Raw genomic sequence first — 20,832 nt, forward strand, 5'->3', positions numbered from 1 at the left:
TTCCGTATTTTTTCTATTACCGCGGATAGATTACGAATCGCGAAAGCACCCAAACCGCGAATCAATTTATCGATTGTCTGAACTCCAGTACCAAACCTCGTTCGTTTGTGGATTAGCTAAACTGATCTGTCCCAAGCGATAGAGCAAGCAGAACGCTTTCTCCGATGTGAGAGCTGCTTTGAGGACCTTTCTATCATACTTCCCGCTGGCCTTTCTGACGAATGCCATAAATTGAATAGGAAGGAAGATAATCCCCAAGAAGAACCACGCCGACACACTGAATGACAGCCATAACACCCCTATAGCTGTCAAAATGGCCACTATTGGAATCGAATTAAGAAAACCCACCTTCTCGCTCGGATCCGTCACCACTTCTTCGACCAAAACTTCACGGTGGATGGTAAATCTTTGCAATACCAACTTCCGTCCATCTAATTCTTGCCTAAGATTGTGGAAATCGTTTACAGGGAGCCCCGAAATTTCAGAGATTCTAGACGGAATATTCATTCCTTTTTTTTCGAGGCCCGCAAGAAACTTCTCGACTTTCGAGTCAACGCTATCGTCTCTCGAAATCTTCTGAGGGTCATCCGTCATGGCATTTCCTTCCGGCTTTTGCTGCATTTCCCGCCGCGGCGAGTCTCATCCGCTTCAGCGCAAAAACTTGTGCCTTTCCTGCCCCGCGCTGACTGACCGGTCTTCATCTCCCGCACAGCCTTCAACAGCTTCCGACCAAGAACTTCTCCAGCAGAAACCAGTTTCTCGGCACGCTTACTTCCAGCCATCTCCGCCTCCGAATCCACTCTGCCCATGACGATTTACCCCAGCTCCCTGAAACTTTCGAAAAGCAGTGGCAGACCACGTTTATCCCAGAACATATCAGTCTGCAGTCTATCTTCAATTCAGACGACCTAACATCCGGCGCAATTTCCTGCGGAAATTACCACTCCGGCTTTCCGAACCGAGTGCGGCCACTCCGGTCGTAGAATGCCCGCTCACCTCACCTAGGCCACCATGTCCAAACCCCTCTCCGCCCTTCCCTTCTTCGCTGCAATGCTGCGCCCCTACAAGGCGCGCGTCAGCGTTGCAGCGCTCGCGTTGATAGTCGCAGCGGCGGCCATGCTCGCAGTTGGCCAGGGCCTGCGCGCAGTCATCGACCAAGGCTTTTCGGCCGGCAACCCGGAGTGGCTGGATCGCACGTTGGCGGCGATGTTTGGGGTGATCGTGGTGCTGACGGCGGCGACCTTCACGCGCTTTTACAACGTGTCGTGGCTGGGTGAGCGGATTACGGCGGATCTGCGGCGGAAGGTGTTCGACCATCTGCTGAGCTTGCCGCCGTCGTGGTTCGAGGCCGGGCGTACGGGCGAAGTGATTTCGCGGCTGACGGCCGATACAGCGCAGATCGAGAGTGTGGTGGGTTCCAGCCTGTCGATTGCGCTGCGCAATCTGCTGATGCTGGTGGGCGGGCTGATCATGTTGTTCACGACCAGCCTCAAGCTCACGCTGCTGACGTTGATCGGCGTGCCGCTGGTGATCGTGCCGATCCTGTTTTACGGGCGAAAGGTTCGCAAACTCGCACGTGAGTCGCAGGACCGCATTGCGGATCTGGGCAACCGCATTGACGAAACGATTCACGAGATCCGCATCGTGCAGGCCTACGGCCACGAGCCGCATGACCGCGACGAATTCGGCCGGTTGATCGGGGCAAGCTTTGCGACCGCGCGGCGGCGCGTGAAGACCCGCTCCATTCTGGTGGCCGCGGTGATGCTGCTGGTGTTCGGGGCGATTGCCTTCATTCTGTGGATTGGCGGGCACGACGTGCTGGCTGGCCGCATCACGGCCGGCGAACTCTCGGCCTTCGTGTTCTACGCGGCGCTGGTGGCCGGCAGCGTGGCGGCGCTGTCGGAGGTATGGGGCGAGTTGCAGCGCGCTTCGGGCGCGACCGAGCGGCTGATGGAAATTCTCGACGCCACGCCGGCCATTCGCGCGCCGGCCAACCCAGTGGCCTTGCCGCAGCCGCCGCGCGGCGAGCTGCGCTTTGAAGGCGCTGGTTTCCACTACCCGTCACGGCCCGATACACCGGCGCTGGACGATTTCACGCTGGACGTTGCGCCGGGTGAGACGGTAGCGCTGGTCGGCCCGTCGGGCGCCGGCAAGACCACGGTGTTCCAGCTTTTGCTGCGCTTCTATGACCCGGACGCAGGACGCATCCTGCTCGATGGTGTGCCACTGAACCATGCCGACCCGCAGGAAGTGCGCGGCCACATTGCGCTGGTGCCGCAGGAAGCGGTGATCTTCTCGGGCAGCGTGACCGACAACGTGCGCTATGCCCGCCCCGACGCCACCCAGGCCGAGGTGCTGGCCGCCTGCAAGGCCGCCCACGCGGACGAATTCGTGCAGCGCCTGCCGCAAGGCTACGACACCGATCTGGGCGAGCGCGGCGTGAAGCTCTCGGGCGGGCAGCGCCAGCGCATTGCGATTGCCCGCGCAATACTGGCCGACCGGCCGGTGTTGTTGCTGGACGAAGCCACCTCGGCGCTGGACGCCGAGAGCGAGCGCCTGGTGCAGGCCGCGCTCGACGGCCTGATGCAGAGCCGCACGACGCTGGTGATTGCCCATCGGCTGGCCACCGTGCAGCGCGCCGACCGCATCGTGGTGCTCGACGCCGGACGCATTGTCGAGACCGGCACGCACGCCGAGTTGATGGCGCAGGACGGGCTGTACGCGCATCTGGCACGGCTGCAATTCACGGCATAGCCACATGCGGCGCAATGCCCTTCGGTTATTGCGCACTACGCTACTGCGCTCCACTCCTGTGACATTCGGCTGCATTTGCGCGGGAACCTTCGTGCCCGCCAATGTCGGACAGGGCAACAACCCGACGGAGGACGCCCATGAGCCGCAAACACGAACCCGAGCACAGCCTGCTCGACGATGCCTTGTCGCGCCTGGAGAACATCTTCTCGCGACTGAACGTGGCCGACGACGTGCGCACTCGCCTCGCCCAGCCGACGCTTGCGCTGCAGGTGGGCATCCCGGTGCGCATGGATGACGGGCGGCTGGAGGTATTCACCGGCTGGCGTGTGCACTACGACACCACGCGCGGGCCGGCCAAGGGCGGTGTGCGCTTTCATCCGGCGGTGAATCGCGAAGAAGTCACGACGCTGGCGTTCTGGATGGCGATCAAGTGCGCGGTGGTCGACCTGCCCTTCGGCGGCGGCAAGGGCGGCGTGGCGGTTGATCCGAAGAAGCTCTCGCGCCTGGAGCTGGAACGCCTGTCGCGCGCCTACATGCGCTCGGTGGCCGACGTGGTCGGGCCGGACCGCGACATCCCCGCGCCCGACGTGAACACCAACCCCACAGTGATGGGCTGGATGGCCGACGAATACCAGACCATTACGCGGCGTCAGCAGCCCGGCGTGATCACCGGCAAACCGCTGGCGTTGGGCGGCTCGCCAGGCCGCGTGGAAGCCACCGGCCGCGGCGCGTTGCAGGTGCTCGACATGTGGCTGAAACGCCAGGGCCGCAAGCCGGCAGACACCACGGTGGCCGTGCAGGGTTTTGGCAATGCAGGCGCGCACTTTGCGCGGCTTGCGCATGCATGCGGCTACCGCATCGTCGCGGTATCGGATTCCAAGGGCGCGATCTTCGACGCCGAAGGCCTCAGCCCGGAGCCGATCTGGCGTCACAAGAACGAATCACGCGAGCTCAAGGGCATGGTCTATTGCGAGGAATCCGTGATGTGCGAGTGCGAGCGCGCCACGCCGATGAGCCAGGACGAGCTGCTCGCGCTGGACGTGGACGTGCTGGTGCTCGCCGCGCTGGAAGACCAGATCCACGCCGACAACGCAGACAAGGTGCGTGCCGGTCTGATTCTGGAAATCGCCAATGGCCCGGTCACCAGCGACGCAGATGCAAGCCTCGCCAAGCGTGGCATTCCCGTGCTGCCTGATGTGCTGGCCAATACCGGTGGCGTGATCGTCAGCCACCTCGAATGGATGCAAAACCGCATCGGCGAACAATGGGACGAAGACACCGTCAACGCGCGCATGGCCGAACGCATTGCGCGTGAAGCCGAGCGCGTGATGGACCGTGCCGACAAGGACGACGTGGACTACCGTACGGCGGCCTATCTGCAAGGCATTGGCCGCATCGCCGAGGCCATCGCTCAGCGCGGCACGGCGAGCGACTTCGGTTGCTGAGGCGCGCATGCGGCTCAAAACCGGCGCAAACCCGGCGAACTGGGTGCAGCGCCGGGGGCGGGCCGTAGCCGCAGTTGCAGTGGTAGACTCCGGGCCTTAGCAATCTGCAGGATCGAGCGTTTTCCATGGCCCAGTACGTGATGTCGATGCTCCGCGTGAGCAAGGTTGTCCCGCCCAAGCGGACGATCATCAAGGATATTTCCCTCTCTTTCTTTCCAGGCGCCAAGATCGGCCTGCTCGGCCTGAACGGCTCGGGCAAATCGACCGTGCTGCGCATCATGGCCGGCGTAGACAAGGAATACGACGGCGAGGTGCAGCATCTGGCCGGCACGCGTATCGGCTATCTGCCGCAGGAACCGGAACTCGATCCCGCCAAGACGGTGAAAGAAGAGGTCGAAGCCGGCCTGGGCGAGATCATGGAGGCCAAGCAGAAGCTCGAAGAGATCTACGCCGCCTACGCCGAACCCGACGCCGATTTCGACAAGCTGGCCGAAGAGCAGGCGAAGTACGAGAACGTGCTCGCCGCCGCCGGCAGCGACACCGAAACGCAGATGGAAATTGCCGCCGACGCGCTGCGCCTGCCCGCCTGGGACGCCGTTGTCGGCAACCTGTCCGGTGGCGAGAAGCGCCGCGTGGCGCTGTGCAAGCTGCTGCTCTCCAAGCCCGACATGCTGCTGCTGGACGAGCCCACCAACCACCTCGACGCCGAATCGGTGGAGTGGCTGGAGCAGTTCCTGACGCGCTTCCCCGGCACCGTGGTGGCCGTCACCCACGACCGCTACTTCCTCGACAACGCCGCCGAGTGGATTCTCGAACTCGACCGCGGCCACGGCATTCCGTGGAAGGGCAACTATTCGTCCTGGCTGGAGCAGAAAGGCGCGCGCCTGGAGCAGGAATCCAAGCAGGAAGCGGCCCACATGAAGGCCATGAAGCAGGAACTGGACTGGGTGCGCTCCAACCCCAAGGCGCGCCAGGCCAAGAGCAAGGCGCGTCTGTCGCGCTACGAGGAAATGTCCTCGGTGGAATACCAGCGCCGCAACGAGACGCAGGAAATCTTCATTCCGCTGGGCGAACGGCTCGGCGACAAGGTCATCGACTTCAACGGCGTCAGCAAGGCCTTTGGCGACAAGCTGCTGATGGACGATGTGTCGTTCAGCATTCCGCCGGGCGCCATCGTCGGCATCATCGGCCCGAACGGCGCGGGTAAATCCACGCTGATCAAGATGATCCGCGGCCTGGACAAGCCCGACTCCGGCGCCATCGACATCGGCTCGACGGTGCAGCTCGCCTCGGTCGACCAGTCGCGTGAAGGCCTGCCCGATGACAAGACGGTGTTCGAGGCCATCGCCGAAGGCGCCGACATCCTGACCGTGGGCAAGTTCGAAATGCCGAGCCGTGCCTACATCGGCCGCTTCAACTTCAAGGGCGGCGACCAGCAGAAGATCGTCGGCAACCTGTCCGGCGGCGAACGTGGCCGTCTGCACCTGGCCAAGACGCTGATCGCCGGCGGCAACGTGCTGCTGCTGGACGAGCCGTCCAACGACCTCGACGTGGAAACCCTGCGCGCACTCGAAGACGCCCTGCTGGAATTCGCTGGCTGCGCGCTGATCGTGTCGCACGACCGCTGGTTCCTCGACCGCATCTGCACGCACATCCTGGCCGCCGAGGGCAACTCGCAATGGACCTTCTTCGAAGGCAACTTCCGCGAATACGAGGAAGACAAGAAGAAGCGCCTGGGTGAGGAAGGTGCCAAGCCCAAGCGCATCCGCTACAAGCCGATCACGCGCTGAGCGCTCGCATGACCCGAATCGGAACCCCGCTCTCCCCGACCGCCACGCGCGTGCTGCTGTGCGGCTCGGGCGAGCTTGGCAAGGAAGTCGCCATCGAGCTGCAGCGCCTGGGCTGCGAGGTGATTGCCGTTGATCGCTACGCCGACGCCCCCGCCATGCAGGTGGCGCATCGCAGCCACGTAGTCTCGATGCTCGACGGCGCGGCACTGCGCGCCGTCATCGAGCAGGAAAAGCCGCAGTACATCGTGCCGGAGATTGAGGCCATCGCCACCGCAACGCTGGTGGAGCTGGAGGCCGAGGGCTACACCGTGGTGCCGACGGCCCGCGCCACGCAACTGACGATGGACCGCGAAGGCATCCGCCGCCTGGCTGCGGAAGAGCTCGGCCTGCCGACCTCGCCCTACCGCTTTGCCGACACCTTCGAGGACTACGCCGCGGGCGTGGAAGCTGTTGGTTTTCCGTGCGTTGTGAAGCCGGTAATGAGCTCGTCCGGCAAGGGCCAGAGCGTGCTTCGCTCGACCGCCGATGTGCGCCCAGCGTGGGAAACCGCGCAGGAAGGCGGCCGCGCAGGCAAGGGCCGCGTCATCGTCGAAGGCTTTGTCGATTTCGATTACGAGATCACGTTGCTGACCGTGCGTCATGTCGGCGGCACGAGCTTTTGCGAGCCGGTCGGCCATCGTCAGGAAGACGGCGACTACCGCGAATCCTGGCAGCCGCAGGCCATGAGCGACAAGGCGAAGGCCGAATCCGAACGCATCGCGCTGGCCGTCACCGATGCCCTGGGCGGCCGCGGCCTGTTTGGCGTGGAGTTGTTCGTGAAGGGCGATCAGGTGTGGTTCAGCGAAGTCTCGCCGCGCCCGCACGACACCGGGCTCGTAACACTCATCTCGCAGGATCTGTCCGAGTTCGCGCTGCACGCCCGCGCGATTCTGGGCCTGCCGATTCCGTCCGTGCGCTTCCACGGCCCTTCGGCCTCTGCCGTGATCCTGGTCGAGGGCGACTCCGAGCAGACCGCGTTCGGCAATCTCGAAGCCGCGCTGGCCGAGCCGGATACCTCGCTGCGCCTGTTCGGCAAGCCGGCCGTGCACGGCCGTCGCCGCATGGGCGTGGCCCTTGCGCTGGATGAGTCGGTCGAAGCCGCAAAAGAAAAAGCCCTGCGCTCAGCCAGGGCCGTACACGTCGAATTCTGATTTCAACGCCGGCCAGACCGGCACAACACCCCGGAGAGTTGTCACATGACCCAAGCCGCCGCCCGTCACATCCTCGTCGACACCGAAGCCCAGTGCCTCGAACTGAAAGAGCGCATCGCCAACGGCGAAGACTTCATCAAGCTCGCCATGGAGCATTCCAAGTGCCCGTCCGGCCGTCGTGGCGGCGAACTGGGCAGCTTCGGCCGCGGCCAGATGGTTCGTGAGTTCGACGAAGTCGTGTTCTCGGCCCCGCTCAACGAAGTTCAGGGCCCGGTCAAGACCCAGTTCGGCTACCACCTGCTCGAAGTCACCGCACGCAACGACTGATAGAAGCAGCCGGCGGGGAGCCACGCGCACCGGCGCCCGTTCCCCGTCGCTTCTGAATACATGCTGATCTACCACAACCCCCATTGCTCAAAGAGCCGCGGCGCACTCGCGCTGCTGGAAGAGCGCGGCATTACGCCGCAAGTCATCCGCTATCTCGATAACCCGCCGTCGCGCGACGACCTCGTCGCCCTGCTCGCCAAGCTGGGCATGCAGCCGTCCGAACTCGTGCGCACCGGCGAAGCAGTCTGCAAGGCCGAATACGCGGACAAGACCATGAGCGAAGACGACTGGCTCGACGCGCTGGTGCGCCATCCGGTGCTGATCGAACGGCCCATCGTCGTGAGCGGCGAGCGCGCCGTGATCGGGCGCCCGCCGGAGAACGTACTGGACTTGCTGCAGGACTGACCGCAATCAGCCGGCGAGGCCCTTGCGCAGCAGTTCGCCGACCAGTTCGTTGAGCTCGACACCCCGCGCCTGAGCGGCGGTGCGCAGCTCGGCTGCCAGGGTCGATTCGATCTTCACGGCAAACGGAATCAGCCCTTTCTCCTGATCCAGCCGACGCTGCTCCTTGCGGTCGGGCACGCCCGCCTGGCCGAAGCGGTCAGGGGTGCCAGCGTTCTTCATCTGGCCGTCGATCTTGAGTTTCAGGCTCTTGTACAGGTCGGTTTTCTTCATCGCGATGATCCGGTGGAATACGGGGGTGCGACACCACCACATGGGTGCCGCGGGTGCGCGAGTGTAATCCTTCCGCGGCGCTCACGGCTTTGCGCCTTGACGAATTGCTCCGATGATCAGGCATCATCCCAAAAAAAACCGCCACGATCTGCCATGACCACTGCCTTCCGTATCCCTTCCTTCAGCCGCCCTGTGCAGCGCCTGGCTGTTCTGATCTCGCTTCTTGCGCTGCTGCTCAGTGCGTGCAGCGGGCAAGAAGACTTTGCGCAGTTCCCGCCCCTGCCCCGCGACGCGGTCGTGCTGGTCATCGGCGACAGTCTGGTAGCCGGCACCGGCGCGCCTCGCGGCAGCGGCTGGCCGGAAGGCCTCGCGCAGCGCACGGGCTGGCAGGTGGTCAACGGCGGCGTGCCCGGCGACACCTCGGCCGATGCCTTACGGCGCCTTGACGGGTTGATCACGCAACATCAGCCGCAGGCCGTCATCATCGCCATCGGCGGCAACGATTTCCTGCGCAGCGTGCCACCGGAGGTCACCCGCGACAATATCGACAGCATGATCCGCACAAGCCGCGCGGCCACACAGCACGTAGGCATCGTCGCGATTCCCGCAAAACCTTCCGGTATTGGGCTGCTGGGCAGCCTGTCGGACCACGTGCTGTATGCCGAGCTTGTTGCGGCGCATTCCCTGGCTCTGGTGCCCGGGGTGGTTGCCGATGTGCTCTCAAGCGACGAGCTTCGCGCAGATCGCATTCACGCCAATGTGCGAGGCTATGCCGTGATTGCCGAGGGGGTATCGGAGGCCCTGGCGCGACAGGGCTGGCTCGTGCGTTGAGTGGGTTGCGCCCCGGCTAGGCCTGGGGCCGATCGAAACTGTCGGCGAATTCGTGGTTAACGTCGCGGTGTTCCGCCTCGTCATTTCTCACGGCGATGATCACGTCGCGCAGGCGGGCGTCGGGCGGCAGTTTCCAGTAGTCGATGGCGATGCGCGGCGCGGGGATGTTCTCGATGGCCCCGCCGTCCACCTGGGCCAGGTACTCGGTATAGCTGTAGACCGCCTCTTCCTCGAAATAGCCGACCAGTCGATGCGCCGTACGCCCCGAAAGCACGTACAGCGTGAAGAAGCTGGTGAAGAACACGCCCTGCGCGATGAGGATGATCGCGCGCTCCAGCAAGTTCGGGCGCGCGATCTCGATGAAGGTCATGAGGTGCATGCGCTCGTTTTCGGCTTCGGACAGCAGCGTGTGAATCCAGCCACGGTCATCTTCCAGACGACGCAGCGAGCGCATGTGACGCACCATACCGCCAACCATGCCCGGCACGCCGGCGACCGTCTCCAGCACCACGGCGCGATGGCCATAGCGCTTGGCGAAGAAGCTGTCGGCGATGAAGCGCAGGAACTTGGTCAGCCCGAAAGCGATTCGATCGGATAGCCCACTGGGCGTGCGTCGCTTCTCCAGAGGATCTTCCTGCGCGGCGCCGGGCTGGTCACGATGTGTGTGGTTCATGGCAATCCTCTGCTTTGTCGGTCACCGGACCTGGAACAGGCCAGCCGCCCGGGTTGAGGACAGTGATTCCACGCGATACGTTCAGCTCAGGCCCCGGGCGACGCTGATGCGCCCCACGATAACAGCGCATTCGTATGGGAAGCGATTCGCGTACCGGCCGACACCCGCCTAGGCCATGCGTGCTGCCAGCCACTCAGGCGGTGATGTCGAAGGCTTCATGAAAGCGCACCTCGCCTTGCGGCATGCCACCGTTCCATGTGAGAGCGAGGAAATACTCCTGAGGCACGCCCGGCAACACCAGTCCGGGCGCATGGCGGAAGCCGAAGCGCTGGTAGAGCGCCGGGTCGCCAAGCACCACACAACCCACGGCGCCAATGTTGCGCAGATGCTCAAGGCCGCCGTCGATCAGCGCGCGCCCGATGCCGCGCCCCTGCGCTTCGGGAAGCACCGATACCGGCGCGAGTCCGAACCACCCGATGCTGCGCCCAGCAATGACTACGCGCGAAAACGCGATGTGGCCCAACACCGCACCGCCCTCTTCCGCTACCAGCGAAAGCGCCAGCGCATCGGACGCCCGCAGCGCTGCGATCATCTCGTGCTCGGTCTGCGTTGCGTGCGCAAGACCGGCAAAAGCCGCGCGTGTCACGGCATCAATGGCAGGGGTGTCAGCCGGTTGTTCCGGGCGAATGTGAAGTGTCACAGTCATTGTTCGCGCGCGGCCGACCCGCCCGGCCAGGGGTTCGGTCGAGCGTGCCCCGTCACGGCCGCGTTGCGCGGGAAAACAAAATGGGCGCGAATCACGACGTCCAGCATCCAGGCTGCGAGGGCTTTGGCCTGATCCGGCGGTAACTCAAACTGCGTCGCGTAATGCCTCGCAAGGGCTTGTTCTGCGGCGGTCAGGTCTGCAAGCAACGCACCGTGCACTTCGGCTTGCTCGGGCGTTTCGCGCGACCAGGCGTGCAGGCCGGCGTCGACCGTCTCGCGCGTGTTGTAGGCATCGGCTTCCGACACGGCCCAGGGGCGCAGGGCGGCATTCGCCAGCACGTGCTGCACGCGCAGTCGCAGGCGCGCCGTCTGCTGCAAAGTGCCTTCATCGGTACCGGGGCCGATGGCCTGGTCGAGCAAGGGCAGCAAGGCCCGAACGGGGTCCGGCAGGAACTCGGCCGGCCCCTTCAGCGGATCGCGGAAACGTACCCGGCAGACTGGCTGCTCGGCCGGTAGCGCGAAAATCAGCCAGTCGGGCCAGATTTCGAAAGGCTGCCCGACATCGACGAACCACAGTGCGCCCGAGGCGCCGGAGCGGAACACGGCCGGCGGCCGCCAGGCATGTTCGATGACGGGCGCTGCGGAGGGCGAGCGCAGGAACTCGTCCGGCGTCACCGCCTCGTCGATTACATGGACGGTATAGGTGTCGCCGCGCCAGCCGTGGGCGGATTCACTGACGACCAGCCGACGGCCTTGCTGCGCATGCTGCGCCCAGTAGGTGCTGCGGATGGCCTGTGGAATCTTGTCGAAATCGTCGCTCGCCTGCAGCGCATCACCACCTGAGATATCGAGGTCCGGCGCACCGAGCACCAGAGTGCTCTGCATTGCCGCCGGAAAGGTCATTGGCGCATACAGGCGGTTCGCGGATGAGTCGAACATCGCGTGGGCGAGCGTGAGCGCGTCGCGGCACTCAAGCCGGCCGACGTCGCCGGACAGAACCGGCGTCACCGCAACCGAGCTGCCGCAACCCAGCACGGCGCACACAGCCAGCATCGAACGGATCAGCACACGCGACTCCTGAACGGCATACGCGAAGAGGTCACGAAGCATCGGCATCGTTGCGTCCGCGGATATACGTCACCCAATACACCAGCCCGACCAGCACGCTGCCGCCCACGAGGTTGCCGAGGATGACCGGCACAAGGTTGCCGATGAATCCTGCAACCGTGACGGCCGGCCAGGTCTCCGCCACCGATCCGAAGGTCTGCAGCAGCATCGCCAGCGGAATGAAGTACATGTTGGCGATGCTGTGCTCGAACCCCGCCGCCACAAAGGCCGAGATCGGAAAGACGATGGCGACGGCCTTGTCGATCACACTGCGGCCGCCGGTCGCCATCCACACCGCCATGCACACCAGCACGTTGCACAGCACGCCGCTGAAAAAGGCGTTCCAGAACGGCAGCTCGACCTTGGTGACGGCGATCTTCATGGTTGCCTCGGCAATCGCCCCGCCGTGCGCGTTGGTATGTCCGGACAGGAAGACCAGCGCGGCCAGCCCCACCCCGCCGGCCAGATTGCCCAGGCACACCACGCTCCAGTTGCGCAGGACTTCGCGCGTGGTGATCTTGCCGTCGGCCCACGCCATGACGATCAGGTTGTTGCCGGTGAACAGCTCGGCGCCGGCCACCACGACAAGCAGCAGGCCGGTCGAGAACACCAGACCGCCGAGCACCTGCGCGGCGGCAAAGCCAAGCGTGGGGTCGGCACGCACGATGGTGAAGAACATCGAACCGAGGCCGATGAAGGCGCCAGCCAGCATGGCCAGCATCCACATTGTCAGCAGCGGCAGGCGGGCCTTGCGGACACCGACGTTCTCCACCTTGGCTGCGATTTCCCGCGGTGAAAAGGCATCAGAACCAAACATTTCAGACGACATGTGCCGACTCCGCTTTCATTGGGATATGGGCCCATCTTAGCCGTGTCGCAATTCGTCTGCTGCTGGCGGAAATGGTCCCGCCATCGTCGCGTCACGCGCCTGCAACCTTGCTCCCCTAATCTCTGCGCGGCCACCCGAGCGGCGATCAAGCCGGCCTGGGTCACTACAAGAATTGTCAGGAGCTTTCCAGAATGCACAGCAGCGCTGCCGCAGCACTCATGCCTGTGGCCCCCGAACGTCCGGTCGTGTTCAGCGACACCGCCCTCGATCTGGTTGCCGAAACCCCTTCGATTTCGCCCGACGTCACCAATCTCGACGTCTTCCGCCGCTTCAAGGCCGATGCGGGGCTGGCCAGCCTGCCGGTGGTCGACAACGGTCGCCCCGTCGGGCTGATCAACCGCCACCTGTTCATGGAAGAGTTCGCCCGCCCGTTCGCCCGTGAGCTGTATCAGCACAAGAGTTGCATCGCCTTCATGGACAAGCACCCGCTCATCATTGAGCAGGCCACGACCATGCAGGCGCTGTCGGCCACCATTCTGGATTTCGGCGACAAGGCACTGGCCGACGGCTTCATCATCACGCTCAATGGCTACTACCGCGGCATGGGCCGCGCCCAGGACGTGCTGGCCGCGATCTCGCGCATGCAGGAAGAGAAGAGCCGCATCGTCATGGAGTCGATCGACTACGGCAGCGTTATCCAGCGCTCGATATCGCGCGCCTCGCGCGAAGGTCTGAGCAAATGCCTGGCCGAGCATTTCCTGATCTGGGAGCCCCGCGACACGGTCAGCGGCGATCTCTATCACTTCCGCGAATTCGACGACGGCTTTCTGGTGATCCTGTTCGACTGCACCGGCCATGGCGTGCCCGGCGCCTTCATGACGCTCATCATGAGCGCCTTCATGCAGGGCGCGATCAATGCCGAGAGTGCGCGCGATCCGGGCGCCCTGCTCGCCGACATCCACCGCCGCGTCAAGAACGCGATGGGGCAGCACGAGAACGTGAACGACATCCATCACGCCGACGACGGCATGGACGCCGCGCTGTGCTGGATCGAACGACGCACCCGCAAGCTGACCTTCGCTGGCGCCCACATGTCGCTGTTCGCCCTGGCGCCAACGGCCGAGGACTTCACCGTACTCGACGGCGACCGCGAAGGCGTGGGTTACGCCAGCGTACCGATGGACCAGACCTGGAAGAACCACGAGCTGGAGCTGCCGCGCGGCTCGGCTGTGTATCTGTTCACCGACGGCATCTTCGACCAGCTCGGTGGCGAAAAGCGCATCGCCTTCGGCAAGCGCCGCGTGCGCGTTTGTCTCAAGCGCCTGCGCGATACACCGATGTCGCAACAGGCCCGAGGCCTGCGCTCCGACCTGCGCGAATACCAGGGCAGCGAGCCGCGCAAGGACGATGTCAGCGCCATCGGTTTCCGTCTGTGAGGACCGCCAACATGTCTACCGAAGCCATCGAACGCTTCCGCGCCGAAGCGGCTGCGCAGCACGTTCTGCTGCATTTCTCGGGCGAGCTGAACGGCAACGTGGTCGCCACGCTGTCGGACACCGTGCGCGAACGCCTTGGCGACAGCGCACCGGACCGCCGCGTGGCGCGACGCGTGTTCTCGGCCTTCGTGGAAATGGCGCAAAACATGCTGCATTACGCCCCGCGCAGCGACGGCCAGCTGGGGCCGCAAGGCACCTTGACGGTGATGCGAGCGGCCGAGCAGTTCTCCGTCGTGGCCTGCAACCGCGTGTGCGGCGACCAGATCAGCCGCGTGCGCTACCGGCTGGAGGCCGTGCGCGCGATGACGCTCGACGAGATCAAGGCGGCCTATCGCGCGCAGCTGCGCAATGACGAACACGAAACCACAGACACCACCAGTCGCGGCGCCGGCCTGGGCTTTCTGACGCTGGCGCGCGAAGCAAGTCAGCCCATCGACTACAGCATCGTCCCCGTTGCGGGTGAGCCGGACAGTGCCGACTTCCACCTGCGCGCAATCATCTAATTCAAGGAGAACACCATGAGTGTCGTACGCATCCCCGCTACCAAGGAAACGCCTGAGGTGGTTTTCGACCCCTCGAAGGTGAGCTTTCAACTGTCGGGCGAGTCCTACCCCGAAAACGCCATGGCCTTCTACGCGCCGGTGCGCAACCAGCTCGAATCCCTGCTCTCGACGCCCGCGGCCAACGACGGCGTGGAAGCCCACTTCAACCTGCGCTACTTCAACAGCTCGAGCACCAAGCTGATCCGCAACCTGGTCGGCATGCTGCAGCGCCGCGCGGAGGAAGGTGCGCGCGTGGTGGCGCATTGGTACCACGACCCGGACGACGACATGATGGCCGAGTTCGGCGCCGATCTGCGCGACGAGTTCGACGCACTCGACTTCCGCCTGATCGAGGCTGAAAGCGCCTGACGGCGGCCGCCTGCCCCGCCCGGTGATAGCATGTTCCGCATCGCAATACAGAGCGGCAGCATGGAAAAATTCGACTATGTAGTCATCGGCGGTGGCAGCGGTGGCGTGGCCACGGCGCGGCGCGCGGCCGAGTACGGCGCGAAGGTCGCGCTGGTGGAAGCCGGACGGCTCGGCGGCACCTGTGTAAATGTCGGCTGCGTGCCCAAGAAAGTCATGTGGTACGCCGCCGACATCGCCAGCAAATTCCACGATGCACCCGGATACGGCTTCGAGTTCGTACCGCCGAGCTTCGACTGGGCTGTGCTCAAATCGCGGCGCGACGCCTATATCGAACGCCTCAACGGCATCTATGCCAGCCTGCTGGAGAAATCCGGCGTTACCGTGGTGCGCGGCTACGGACGCTTCGTCGACGCCCGCACCGTCGAGGTCGACGGTCGGCGCCTCACCGCGCCGCACATCACCATCGCCACCGGCGGCCAGCCGGTCTTTCCGGATATTCCCGGTGCCGATCTGGGCATCAGTTCGGACGGCTTCTTTGCGCTTGAGCACCAGCCACGCCGCGTGGCCGTAGTCGGCTCGGGCTACATCGCGGTGGAGATTTCGGGGGTGTTCCGTGCGCTCGGCAGTGAGGTCACGCTGCTCTCGCGCGGCGACCGCCTGCTGCGCCCCTTCGACGCCATGCTGCGCGAGGAACTGGCTACGCGCATGAGCGACGACGGCGTAGACATCCGCTATCGCTCGCAGCCGCTTGCGGTAGAACGCCAGGCCGATGGCAGCCTACGCGTCGATTGCGGTACGGCCGGCAGCGTCGACGTCGATTGTGTGCTGTGGGCCATCGGCCGGCGTGCCAACACGGCTGGCCTGGAGCTGCCGGTGGCCGGCGTGAAGGCAAACGACGACGGCACGATTCCGGTCGACGCCTTCCAGAACGCGAACGTGTCGGGCATCTACGCCATCGGCGACATTACCGGTGCAGCCGAGCTCACCCCGGTGGCGATTGCCGCGGGGCGGCGCCTTGCGGCACGGCTGTTTCTGAACCAGCCGGACTCAAGACTCGACTACAGCAACATCCCGACCGTGATCTTCAGCCACCCGACCATCGGCACCGTGGGCTTGAGCGAGGAAGAAGCACGGGAGAAATTCGACGACGTGAAGGTGTACGCCACGCGCTTCACGCCGATGTACTTCGCCGTCACCGAACACAAGCCGAAGACGGCGATGAAGCTCGTCTGCGCTGGCCCCGAAGAGCGCGTGGTCGGTGTGCACATCATCGGCGAAGGTGCTGACGAGATGCTGCAGGGCTTCGCGGTGGCCGTGAAGATGGGTGCCACCAAACGCGACTTTGACGACACCCTGGCGATTCATCCGACCAGCGCGGAAGAGCTGGTCACCCTGCGCTGATCAGGGCCCGACGTCGAGCTGCGTGAAGATCAGCTCGCCGTCTTCGATCAGACGCAGCGGGGCGAGCATGCCGTCGATGTCGAGGCGCGCGTTGAGCGAGTACTTCAGGCGGTCGCGCCCCGGCGTGTTGATGAGTTCGTTGAACAGCCGGATGCTGCTGATCAGGTCGATCGGCGAATTCAGTTCAACCTCGGTTTCCGCATACGGCGGCACTTCGGCCAGCCGTGAAGTCACACCGGTGATCATGCGGTGGCCTTCCAGCGCCACGGTGTAGCTCAGTCCGCGCAGGCGCAGCGGCGTGCTGTTGGGGTTGACCACGCGCAGGCCGATGGCAATGCGCGGCGCCTTGCCATCGCTCGGCACCAGACCAAAAGACGACAAGGACAACACCGGCGGCTCGAAGGCCACATCGCCCTTGCCTGAGCAGGCCGTCAGCAGGGCTGCGCCCGCAGCCAGCAGGGCAAAACGTCGTGCAGGAATCATGGAACCACTTCTCCGTAAAACATTCTGAAGCTCGCGTGTAATGTGCGCCAAGCAGCTTGATGCGGCAAGCGCGCAGCACAAGCCGCGCCGCCAGACAGATCACCCTTTGTACGACAGGGTGATCTGCTACTCTGCGAAAGCATTGCCGGCGACGGGTGGGGACCCGGGTCGCCGACAGTGACAGTCCGTGCGAACAACAATACCGGAGAAGACGCATGCACCGATTCATTCCTGACACGCCAAAGTGGCAGATCGCCGCAGTACTTGCCCTCGCCCTCTCATGCAGCAGCAGCCTTGCCGACATCGCCGAACCATCCGGCGAACCAGCGCGCGACAACCTGCCCGTGATGCTCGACGTACCGTATGTGCCGACGCCCGACGCGGCGGTGTACCGGATGCTTGAAATGGCCGATGTGCAGCCGCATGACTACGTGATCGATCTGGGCTCCGGGGACGGCCGCATCGTTGTCGCCGCGGCGCGGGACTGGGATGTAAAGAAAGCCATGGGGGTCGATATCGACCCCGAGCGCATTGCCGAAGCCAATGAAAATGCGCGCAAGGCCGGCGTCGAGGATCGCGTCCGCTTCGTGCAGGGCAATCTGTACGAGATGGACTTCTCCGAGGTCGACGTTCTGACCATGTATCTGCTGCCGTCGATCAACCTCGACTTGCGCCCGATCATCCTGGAGAAGCTGCGCCCCGGCACGCGCGTGGTATCGCATTCCTTCGACATGGCCGACTGGGTGCCGGACCAATGGCGCAAGGTACAGGGACGCTACATCTACAAGTGGATCGTGCCGGCCCGCGTCAGCGGCAACTGGCAGGTGGAGAAGACCGACGGCTCGGGCTTCTCCGTCGGCTTCAAGCAGACCTTCCAGCGCATCGAGGGAATGGGCCTCGTGGACGGGCGCAGCGTACCAGTGGTCTTCTCCGAAATTGAAGGCCCGGTGATCCGTTTCAGCATCGCCGACGAGCACTATCTCGGTCATGTTGACGGCGACACCATCTCCCCGCTGTCGGGTAAAGGCGTGATCGAAGGCTGGCATGCAAAACGCATCTGACGACGGGCGCGACTGCCCGACGGCCGGCCCCAGCGCCGGCCTTTCTGTTGTGGACGGCGTGGCAGTGCTGGTCGGGGTCGTGATCGGCATCGGCATCTTCGGCTTTCCACCGCTGGTCGCGCAGTTCAGCGACAGCCCGAGCACCTACATCGGGCTGTGGCTGGCCGGCGGGCTGGTGATGCTGCTGGGCGCGCTGTGCTATGCCGAACTCGGTTCGGCGTGGCCGCACAGCGGCGGCGAATATCACTTCCTGCATCGCGCCTGGGGGCCATTCGTGGCCCTGCTGTTCGCCTGGGCGCGCGGCTCGGTGATACAGACCGGCTCGATCGCGGCCGTGGCCTTCATCTACGGCGAGTACGCCAACCAGTTGGTGCCAATCGGCCCATGGGGTGTCGCGTTGCACGGGGCACTTGCCGTCGCCGTGCTGACGGCGCTGAACATCTCCGGCACGCATGGCTCGAAACGCATTCAGGTCGTATTCAGTGCACTCACGGTAATTGCGCTGCTGGCAGTCGTTGCAGCCGGCGTGGTGGCCACCGAGGTACCGGCAAAGACGGTGATCGAATCCGCCGGGCTGTCGGGCAACCCGGCCGGCATGCTCGGAATGGGCATGGTTTTCGTGTTGCTCACCTACGGGGGCTGGAACGAGGCCGCCTATCTGTCGGGCGAACTGCGCGATCCGCATCGCAACATGGCGCGCGTGCTGCTGATCGGTACGGCAGTGGTGACCGTCGTCTATCTGGTGGCCAATCTGGCCTACCTGCACATCTTCGGCCTGCAGGGCTTGCGCGAGTCGCAGGCGGTGGGGGCTGACCTGATGAGAATTGCCTTTGGCGAAGCTGCAGCAGCAGGGCTGTCGCTGATGGTGTGTATCGCGGCATTGAGCACCATCAACGCCACCATTCTCACCGGCGCCCGTGTGTACTACGCCCTGGGGCGGGACATTCCGAAGCTGCATTTTCTGGCGGCCTGGAAAGACCGCGGTTCGACGCCGGCACGGGCGCTGGCCGTGCAGTGCGTCATCACCCTCGTGCTGATCGCCTTCGGCGCCTTCAACCGCAATGGCATCGAAGCCATGGTGGCCTACACGGCACCGGTGTTCTGGCTGTTCATGTTCCTCACTGCCATCGGCCTGATGGTGCTGCGCCACCGCGACCCTCAGCGCCCGCGCCCGTTCCGCGTGCCGCTGTATCCGCTGCCGCCGCTGCTGTTTGCTGCGGTATGCCTTGGCCTGTTGTGGTCGAGCGTGCAATACGCTGGCGCCGGGGCCTTGCTGGGCTTGGTGGTGCTGGCCGCCGGCGTACCGCTGCTGCTGATGCACCGCCGGCCGGTTGCGGCGGCATCGAAATAAGCAAATAACCCGGCATCAATTGTTCGGGGACGGCGCCGCTGATAGGCTGCTTCGCCCCCTTTGATCACTGCCACTGACCTCATGTCCAACACGTCCGACACCCTGGTGATGTGCCTGTGTGCCGAATGGTGCGGCGTCTGCCGTGACTATCGCGAAGGCTTTGAAACGCTGTCGGCACAGCACCCCGGCGCGCGCTTTCACTGGATCGATATCGAAGACGAGCCGGAGTGGCCGGAGGCGCTCGAGATCGAGAGTTTCCCGACGGTCATGATTCAGCGTGGCGACGCAGTGCTCTACCTCGGCCCCACCCTGCCGCAGCACGGCCACCTCGCCCGCATGCTCGACACCTTGTTGGCCATGGATGACGACGAAGCCAGCCGCTATACCGCATCGAGCGAAGAACGCCGTTCGTGGCAGCTGGCTGCAGGCTTTCGCAAGACTTTGCGCTGACGCGCGGCCCTAGCGGGCGGGATCGAGCCGCAGGATACGGCCGTTCGATTCATCAAGCAGATAAAGCTTGCCGTCTGGACCTTCCCGCACGTCACGAATGCGAAAACCCGGCTCTTCGAGCAAGCGGTGCTCGGCCACCACCCGGCTTCCATCCAACTCCAGCCGCACCAGCATCTGGCCGCTCAGGGCCCCGATGAACAGATCGCCCTTCCATTCGGGGTAAGCCTTGCCGGTGTGGAAGGCCATGCCGGACGGCGCGATCGACGTCGGTACCCAGTAATGCACCGGCGACTCGACCCCTTCGCGCTCAGTGGCCTCGCCAAACGGCAGCCGGGTGACGTAGTTGCGTCCGTAAGTCACATCCGGCCAACCGTAGTTGGCGCCCGCCTTGCCGATATTCAGCTCATCGCCCCCGCGCGGGCCGTGCTCGTGCGACCACAGCACACCGGTTTCAGGGTGAAGGCTGGCGCCCTGCACATTGCGATGGCCGTAAGACCATATCTCCGGCAAAGCGCCACGCTGCCCGACGAAAGGGTTGTCACGTGGCACCGAGCCGTCCGGCATGACCCGCACGATCTTGCCCAGATGGCTGTCCAGCGCCTGCGATTTCTCGCGCTGCGTGTTGCGATCGCCGAGCGTGATGAACAGCGAACCATCGCGGGCAAATACCAGACGCGAACCGAAATGATGTCCGCCGCCTGGATCATCACGCTGCGCGAACACGGCGCGCACGTCTTCCAGACGCAGAGCCTCGGTGTTGAGCCGCGCACTCGCCACGGCGGTGCGCGCACCACCCGGAGTCGGTTCGGCATAGCTGAAGAAGATGCGGCGGTCGGAGGCGAAATCCGGGCTGAGCACCACATCAAGCAGGCCGCCCTGCCCTTGCGCATGCACCTTCGGCACGCCTTCGATCGGCGCCGACACTTCGCCTTTGGCGCTCACCACATGCAGGCGTCCGGCGCGTTCGGTGACCAACATCCGCCCGTCCGGCAGGAAGGCCAGTGACCACGGCGTCTCCAGCCCGCGCGCGACCTCGACCACGCGCACGGCTTGCGCCGCTTGCGCCGCAACCGCCGTGCACAACGCAAGCACGCACAAGCTGCGTGCGCCGAAAGACAGCAGGGTCGAAACGATCATGAATCCTCCTTGAGCGCGACAGTGCGCTGACTGCACTGCGACCCGATCGACGCGGCGGCGGTTCCCGACCGCGCCACCCTAAGGGTTGCACCAACGCAACAACCTTTGTTGATTGCCTGAAATGACGAGCACTAGACACTCGCATATAAAGTTACCGAATGTTTTCGGGATACACTCGCTGCTGCCCCCGAGCCTGCGCCGCTGCAGGACGTCTGA

The 20,832-nt window shown here is 64.3% G+C and carries 22 protein-coding genes; 14 read left to right on the plus strand and 8 right to left on the minus strand.

The genetic code is table 11. From position 1 onward, the window contains the following. Positions 1–66: 66 nt before the first annotated feature. Positions 67–594: a hypothetical protein gene (locus AC6H0N_RS07385; RefSeq protein ID WP_497573451.1), complete on the minus strand. Its 528-nt coding sequence runs from the start codon at positions 592–594 to the stop codon at positions 67–69. Between the two features lie 417 nt (positions 595–1,011). On the opposite strand from AC6H0N_RS07385, the gene AC6H0N_RS07390 reads away from it, so the two are divergent. The 6 genes from AC6H0N_RS07390 (at position 1,012) to arsC (ending at position 7,911) form a co-directional block, all read left to right on the plus strand. After that, the gene (locus AC6H0N_RS07390; RefSeq protein ID WP_497573452.1) at positions 1,012–2,754 is read left to right on the plus strand and encodes an ABC transporter transmembrane domain-containing protein; all 1,743 of its coding nucleotides are present in this window, start codon (positions 1,012–1,014) and stop codon (positions 2,752–2,754) included. Between the two features lie 137 nt (positions 2,755–2,891). Further along, positions 2,892–4,199: a Glu/Leu/Phe/Val family dehydrogenase gene (locus AC6H0N_RS07395; protein ID WP_497573453.1), complete on the plus strand. Its 1,308-nt coding sequence runs from the start codon at positions 2,892–2,894 to the stop codon at positions 4,197–4,199. 125 nt (positions 4,200–4,324) lie between these two features. Beyond that, positions 4,325–5,989, plus strand: a complete 1,665-nt coding sequence (gene ettA, locus AC6H0N_RS07400; RefSeq protein ID WP_497573454.1) for an energy-dependent translational throttle protein EttA — start codon at positions 4,325–4,327, stop codon at positions 5,987–5,989. Positions 5,990–5,997: 8 nt separating this feature from the next. Next, on the plus strand, positions 5,998–7,179 hold the full coding sequence (purT, locus tag AC6H0N_RS07405) for a formate-dependent phosphoribosylglycinamide formyltransferase (RefSeq protein ID WP_497573455.1): 1,182 nt from the start codon (positions 5,998–6,000) through the stop codon (positions 7,177–7,179). A 45-nt stretch (positions 7,180–7,224) separates the two neighbouring features. After that, complete coding sequence (locus tag AC6H0N_RS07410; RefSeq protein ID WP_497573456.1) at positions 7,225–7,506, plus strand: peptidylprolyl isomerase; 282 nt, start codon at positions 7,225–7,227, stop codon at positions 7,504–7,506. 60 nt (positions 7,507–7,566) lie between these two features. Beyond that, the gene (arsC, locus tag AC6H0N_RS07415) at positions 7,567–7,911 is read left to right on the plus strand and encodes an arsenate reductase (glutaredoxin) (protein ID WP_497573457.1); all 345 of its coding nucleotides are present in this window, start codon (positions 7,567–7,569) and stop codon (positions 7,909–7,911) included. Positions 7,912–7,917: 6 nt separating this feature from the next. Here arsC and AC6H0N_RS07420 read toward each other — a convergent pair whose 3' ends face one another. Beyond that, positions 7,918–8,181 carry a hypothetical protein gene (locus AC6H0N_RS07420; RefSeq protein ID WP_497573458.1) on the minus strand — a complete coding sequence of 88 codons (264 nt, stop codon included), beginning with the start codon at positions 8,179–8,181 and terminating at the stop codon, positions 7,918–7,920. A 153-nt stretch (positions 8,182–8,334) separates the two neighbouring features. Between AC6H0N_RS07420 and AC6H0N_RS07425 the strand changes: the two genes are divergently transcribed. Further along, the gene (locus AC6H0N_RS07425) at positions 8,335–9,012 is read left to right on the plus strand and encodes a GDSL-type esterase/lipase family protein (protein ID WP_497573459.1); all 678 of its coding nucleotides are present in this window, start codon (positions 8,335–8,337) and stop codon (positions 9,010–9,012) included. 16 nt (positions 9,013–9,028) lie between these two features. On the opposite strand, the gene AC6H0N_RS07430 is transcribed toward AC6H0N_RS07425, so the two are convergent. The 4 genes from AC6H0N_RS07430 to AC6H0N_RS07445 all read right to left on the minus strand — a co-directional run bounded on the left by AC6H0N_RS07430 (position 9,029) and on the right by AC6H0N_RS07445 (position 12,326). Continuing rightward, complete coding sequence (locus AC6H0N_RS07430) at positions 9,029–9,685, minus strand: alternative oxidase (protein ID WP_497573460.1); 657 nt, start codon at positions 9,683–9,685, stop codon at positions 9,029–9,031. Between the two features lie 193 nt (positions 9,686–9,878). Beyond that, the gene (locus AC6H0N_RS07435; RefSeq protein WP_497573461.1) at positions 9,879–10,391 is read right to left on the minus strand and encodes a GNAT family N-acetyltransferase; all 513 of its coding nucleotides are present in this window, start codon (positions 10,389–10,391) and stop codon (positions 9,879–9,881) included. Beyond that, the gene (locus tag AC6H0N_RS07440) at positions 10,388–11,506 is read right to left on the minus strand and encodes a hypothetical protein (protein ID WP_497573462.1); all 1,119 of its coding nucleotides are present in this window, start codon (positions 11,504–11,506) and stop codon (positions 10,388–10,390) included. Before AC6H0N_RS07440 ends, AC6H0N_RS07435 begins: the two co-directional genes overlap by 4 nt. Next, positions 11,490–12,326 (minus strand): formate/nitrite transporter family protein, encoded by an 837-nt coding sequence (locus AC6H0N_RS07445; protein ID WP_497573463.1) that lies wholly within the window; start codon positions 12,324–12,326, stop codon positions 11,490–11,492. Before AC6H0N_RS07445 ends, AC6H0N_RS07440 begins: the two co-directional genes overlap by 17 nt. 191 nt (positions 12,327–12,517) lie before the next feature. Here AC6H0N_RS07445 and AC6H0N_RS07450 point away from each other — a divergent pair, with 191 nt between their 5' ends. Genes AC6H0N_RS07450 through gorA form a run of 4 tightly spaced genes read left to right on the plus strand, consistent with a single transcriptional unit; the run spans position 12,518 to position 16,134 of the window. Continuing rightward, positions 12,518–13,762 (plus strand): SpoIIE family protein phosphatase, encoded by a 1,245-nt coding sequence (locus tag AC6H0N_RS07450; protein WP_497573464.1) that lies wholly within the window; start codon positions 12,518–12,520, stop codon positions 13,760–13,762. Between the two features lie 11 nt (positions 13,763–13,773). Further along, the gene (locus AC6H0N_RS07455) at positions 13,774–14,325 is read left to right on the plus strand and encodes a SiaB family protein kinase (protein WP_497573465.1); all 552 of its coding nucleotides are present in this window, start codon (positions 13,774–13,776) and stop codon (positions 14,323–14,325) included. A 15-nt stretch (positions 14,326–14,340) separates the two neighbouring features. Then, positions 14,341–14,733 carry a DUF1987 domain-containing protein gene (locus tag AC6H0N_RS07460; protein ID WP_497573466.1) on the plus strand — a complete coding sequence of 131 codons (393 nt, stop codon included), beginning with the start codon at positions 14,341–14,343 and terminating at the stop codon, positions 14,731–14,733. Between the two features lie 30 nt (positions 14,734–14,763). Next, the gene (gene gorA / locus AC6H0N_RS07465; RefSeq protein WP_497573467.1) at positions 14,764–16,134 is read left to right on the plus strand and encodes a glutathione-disulfide reductase; all 1,371 of its coding nucleotides are present in this window, start codon (positions 14,764–14,766) and stop codon (positions 16,132–16,134) included. On the opposite strand, the gene AC6H0N_RS07470 is transcribed toward gorA, so the two are convergent. After that, positions 16,135–16,617: an LEA/WHy family protein gene (locus tag AC6H0N_RS07470; RefSeq protein WP_497573468.1), complete on the minus strand. Its 483-nt coding sequence runs from the start codon at positions 16,615–16,617 to the stop codon at positions 16,135–16,137. It lies immediately after the preceding gene. A gap of 215 nt (positions 16,618–16,832) precedes the next feature. Between AC6H0N_RS07470 and AC6H0N_RS07475 the strand changes: the two genes are divergently transcribed. From AC6H0N_RS07475 to AC6H0N_RS07485, 3 genes are all read left to right on the plus strand, one after another. After that, the gene (locus AC6H0N_RS07475; protein ID WP_497573469.1) at positions 16,833–17,678 is read left to right on the plus strand and encodes a methyltransferase domain-containing protein; all 846 of its coding nucleotides are present in this window, start codon (positions 16,833–16,835) and stop codon (positions 17,676–17,678) included. Then, on the plus strand, positions 17,662–19,029 hold the full coding sequence (locus AC6H0N_RS07480; RefSeq protein ID WP_497573470.1) for an APC family permease: 1,368 nt from the start codon (positions 17,662–17,664) through the stop codon (positions 19,027–19,029). The genes AC6H0N_RS07475 and AC6H0N_RS07480 overlap by 17 nt, the downstream gene beginning before the upstream one ends. Before the next feature lie 81 nt (positions 19,030–19,110). Continuing rightward, entirely contained in the window at positions 19,111–19,479 is a 369-nt protein-coding gene (locus AC6H0N_RS07485; RefSeq protein ID WP_497573471.1) for a thioredoxin family protein, read from the plus strand. A 9-nt stretch (positions 19,480–19,488) separates the two neighbouring features. On the opposite strand, the gene AC6H0N_RS07490 is transcribed toward AC6H0N_RS07485, so the two are convergent. Further along, positions 19,489–20,616, minus strand: a complete 1,128-nt coding sequence (locus AC6H0N_RS07490; protein ID WP_497573472.1) for a PQQ-dependent sugar dehydrogenase — start codon at positions 20,614–20,616, stop codon at positions 19,489–19,491. Between the last annotated feature and the right edge of the window lie 216 nt (positions 20,617–20,832).

This window comes from Pseudazoarcus sp. NS34 (assembly GCF_059703725.1).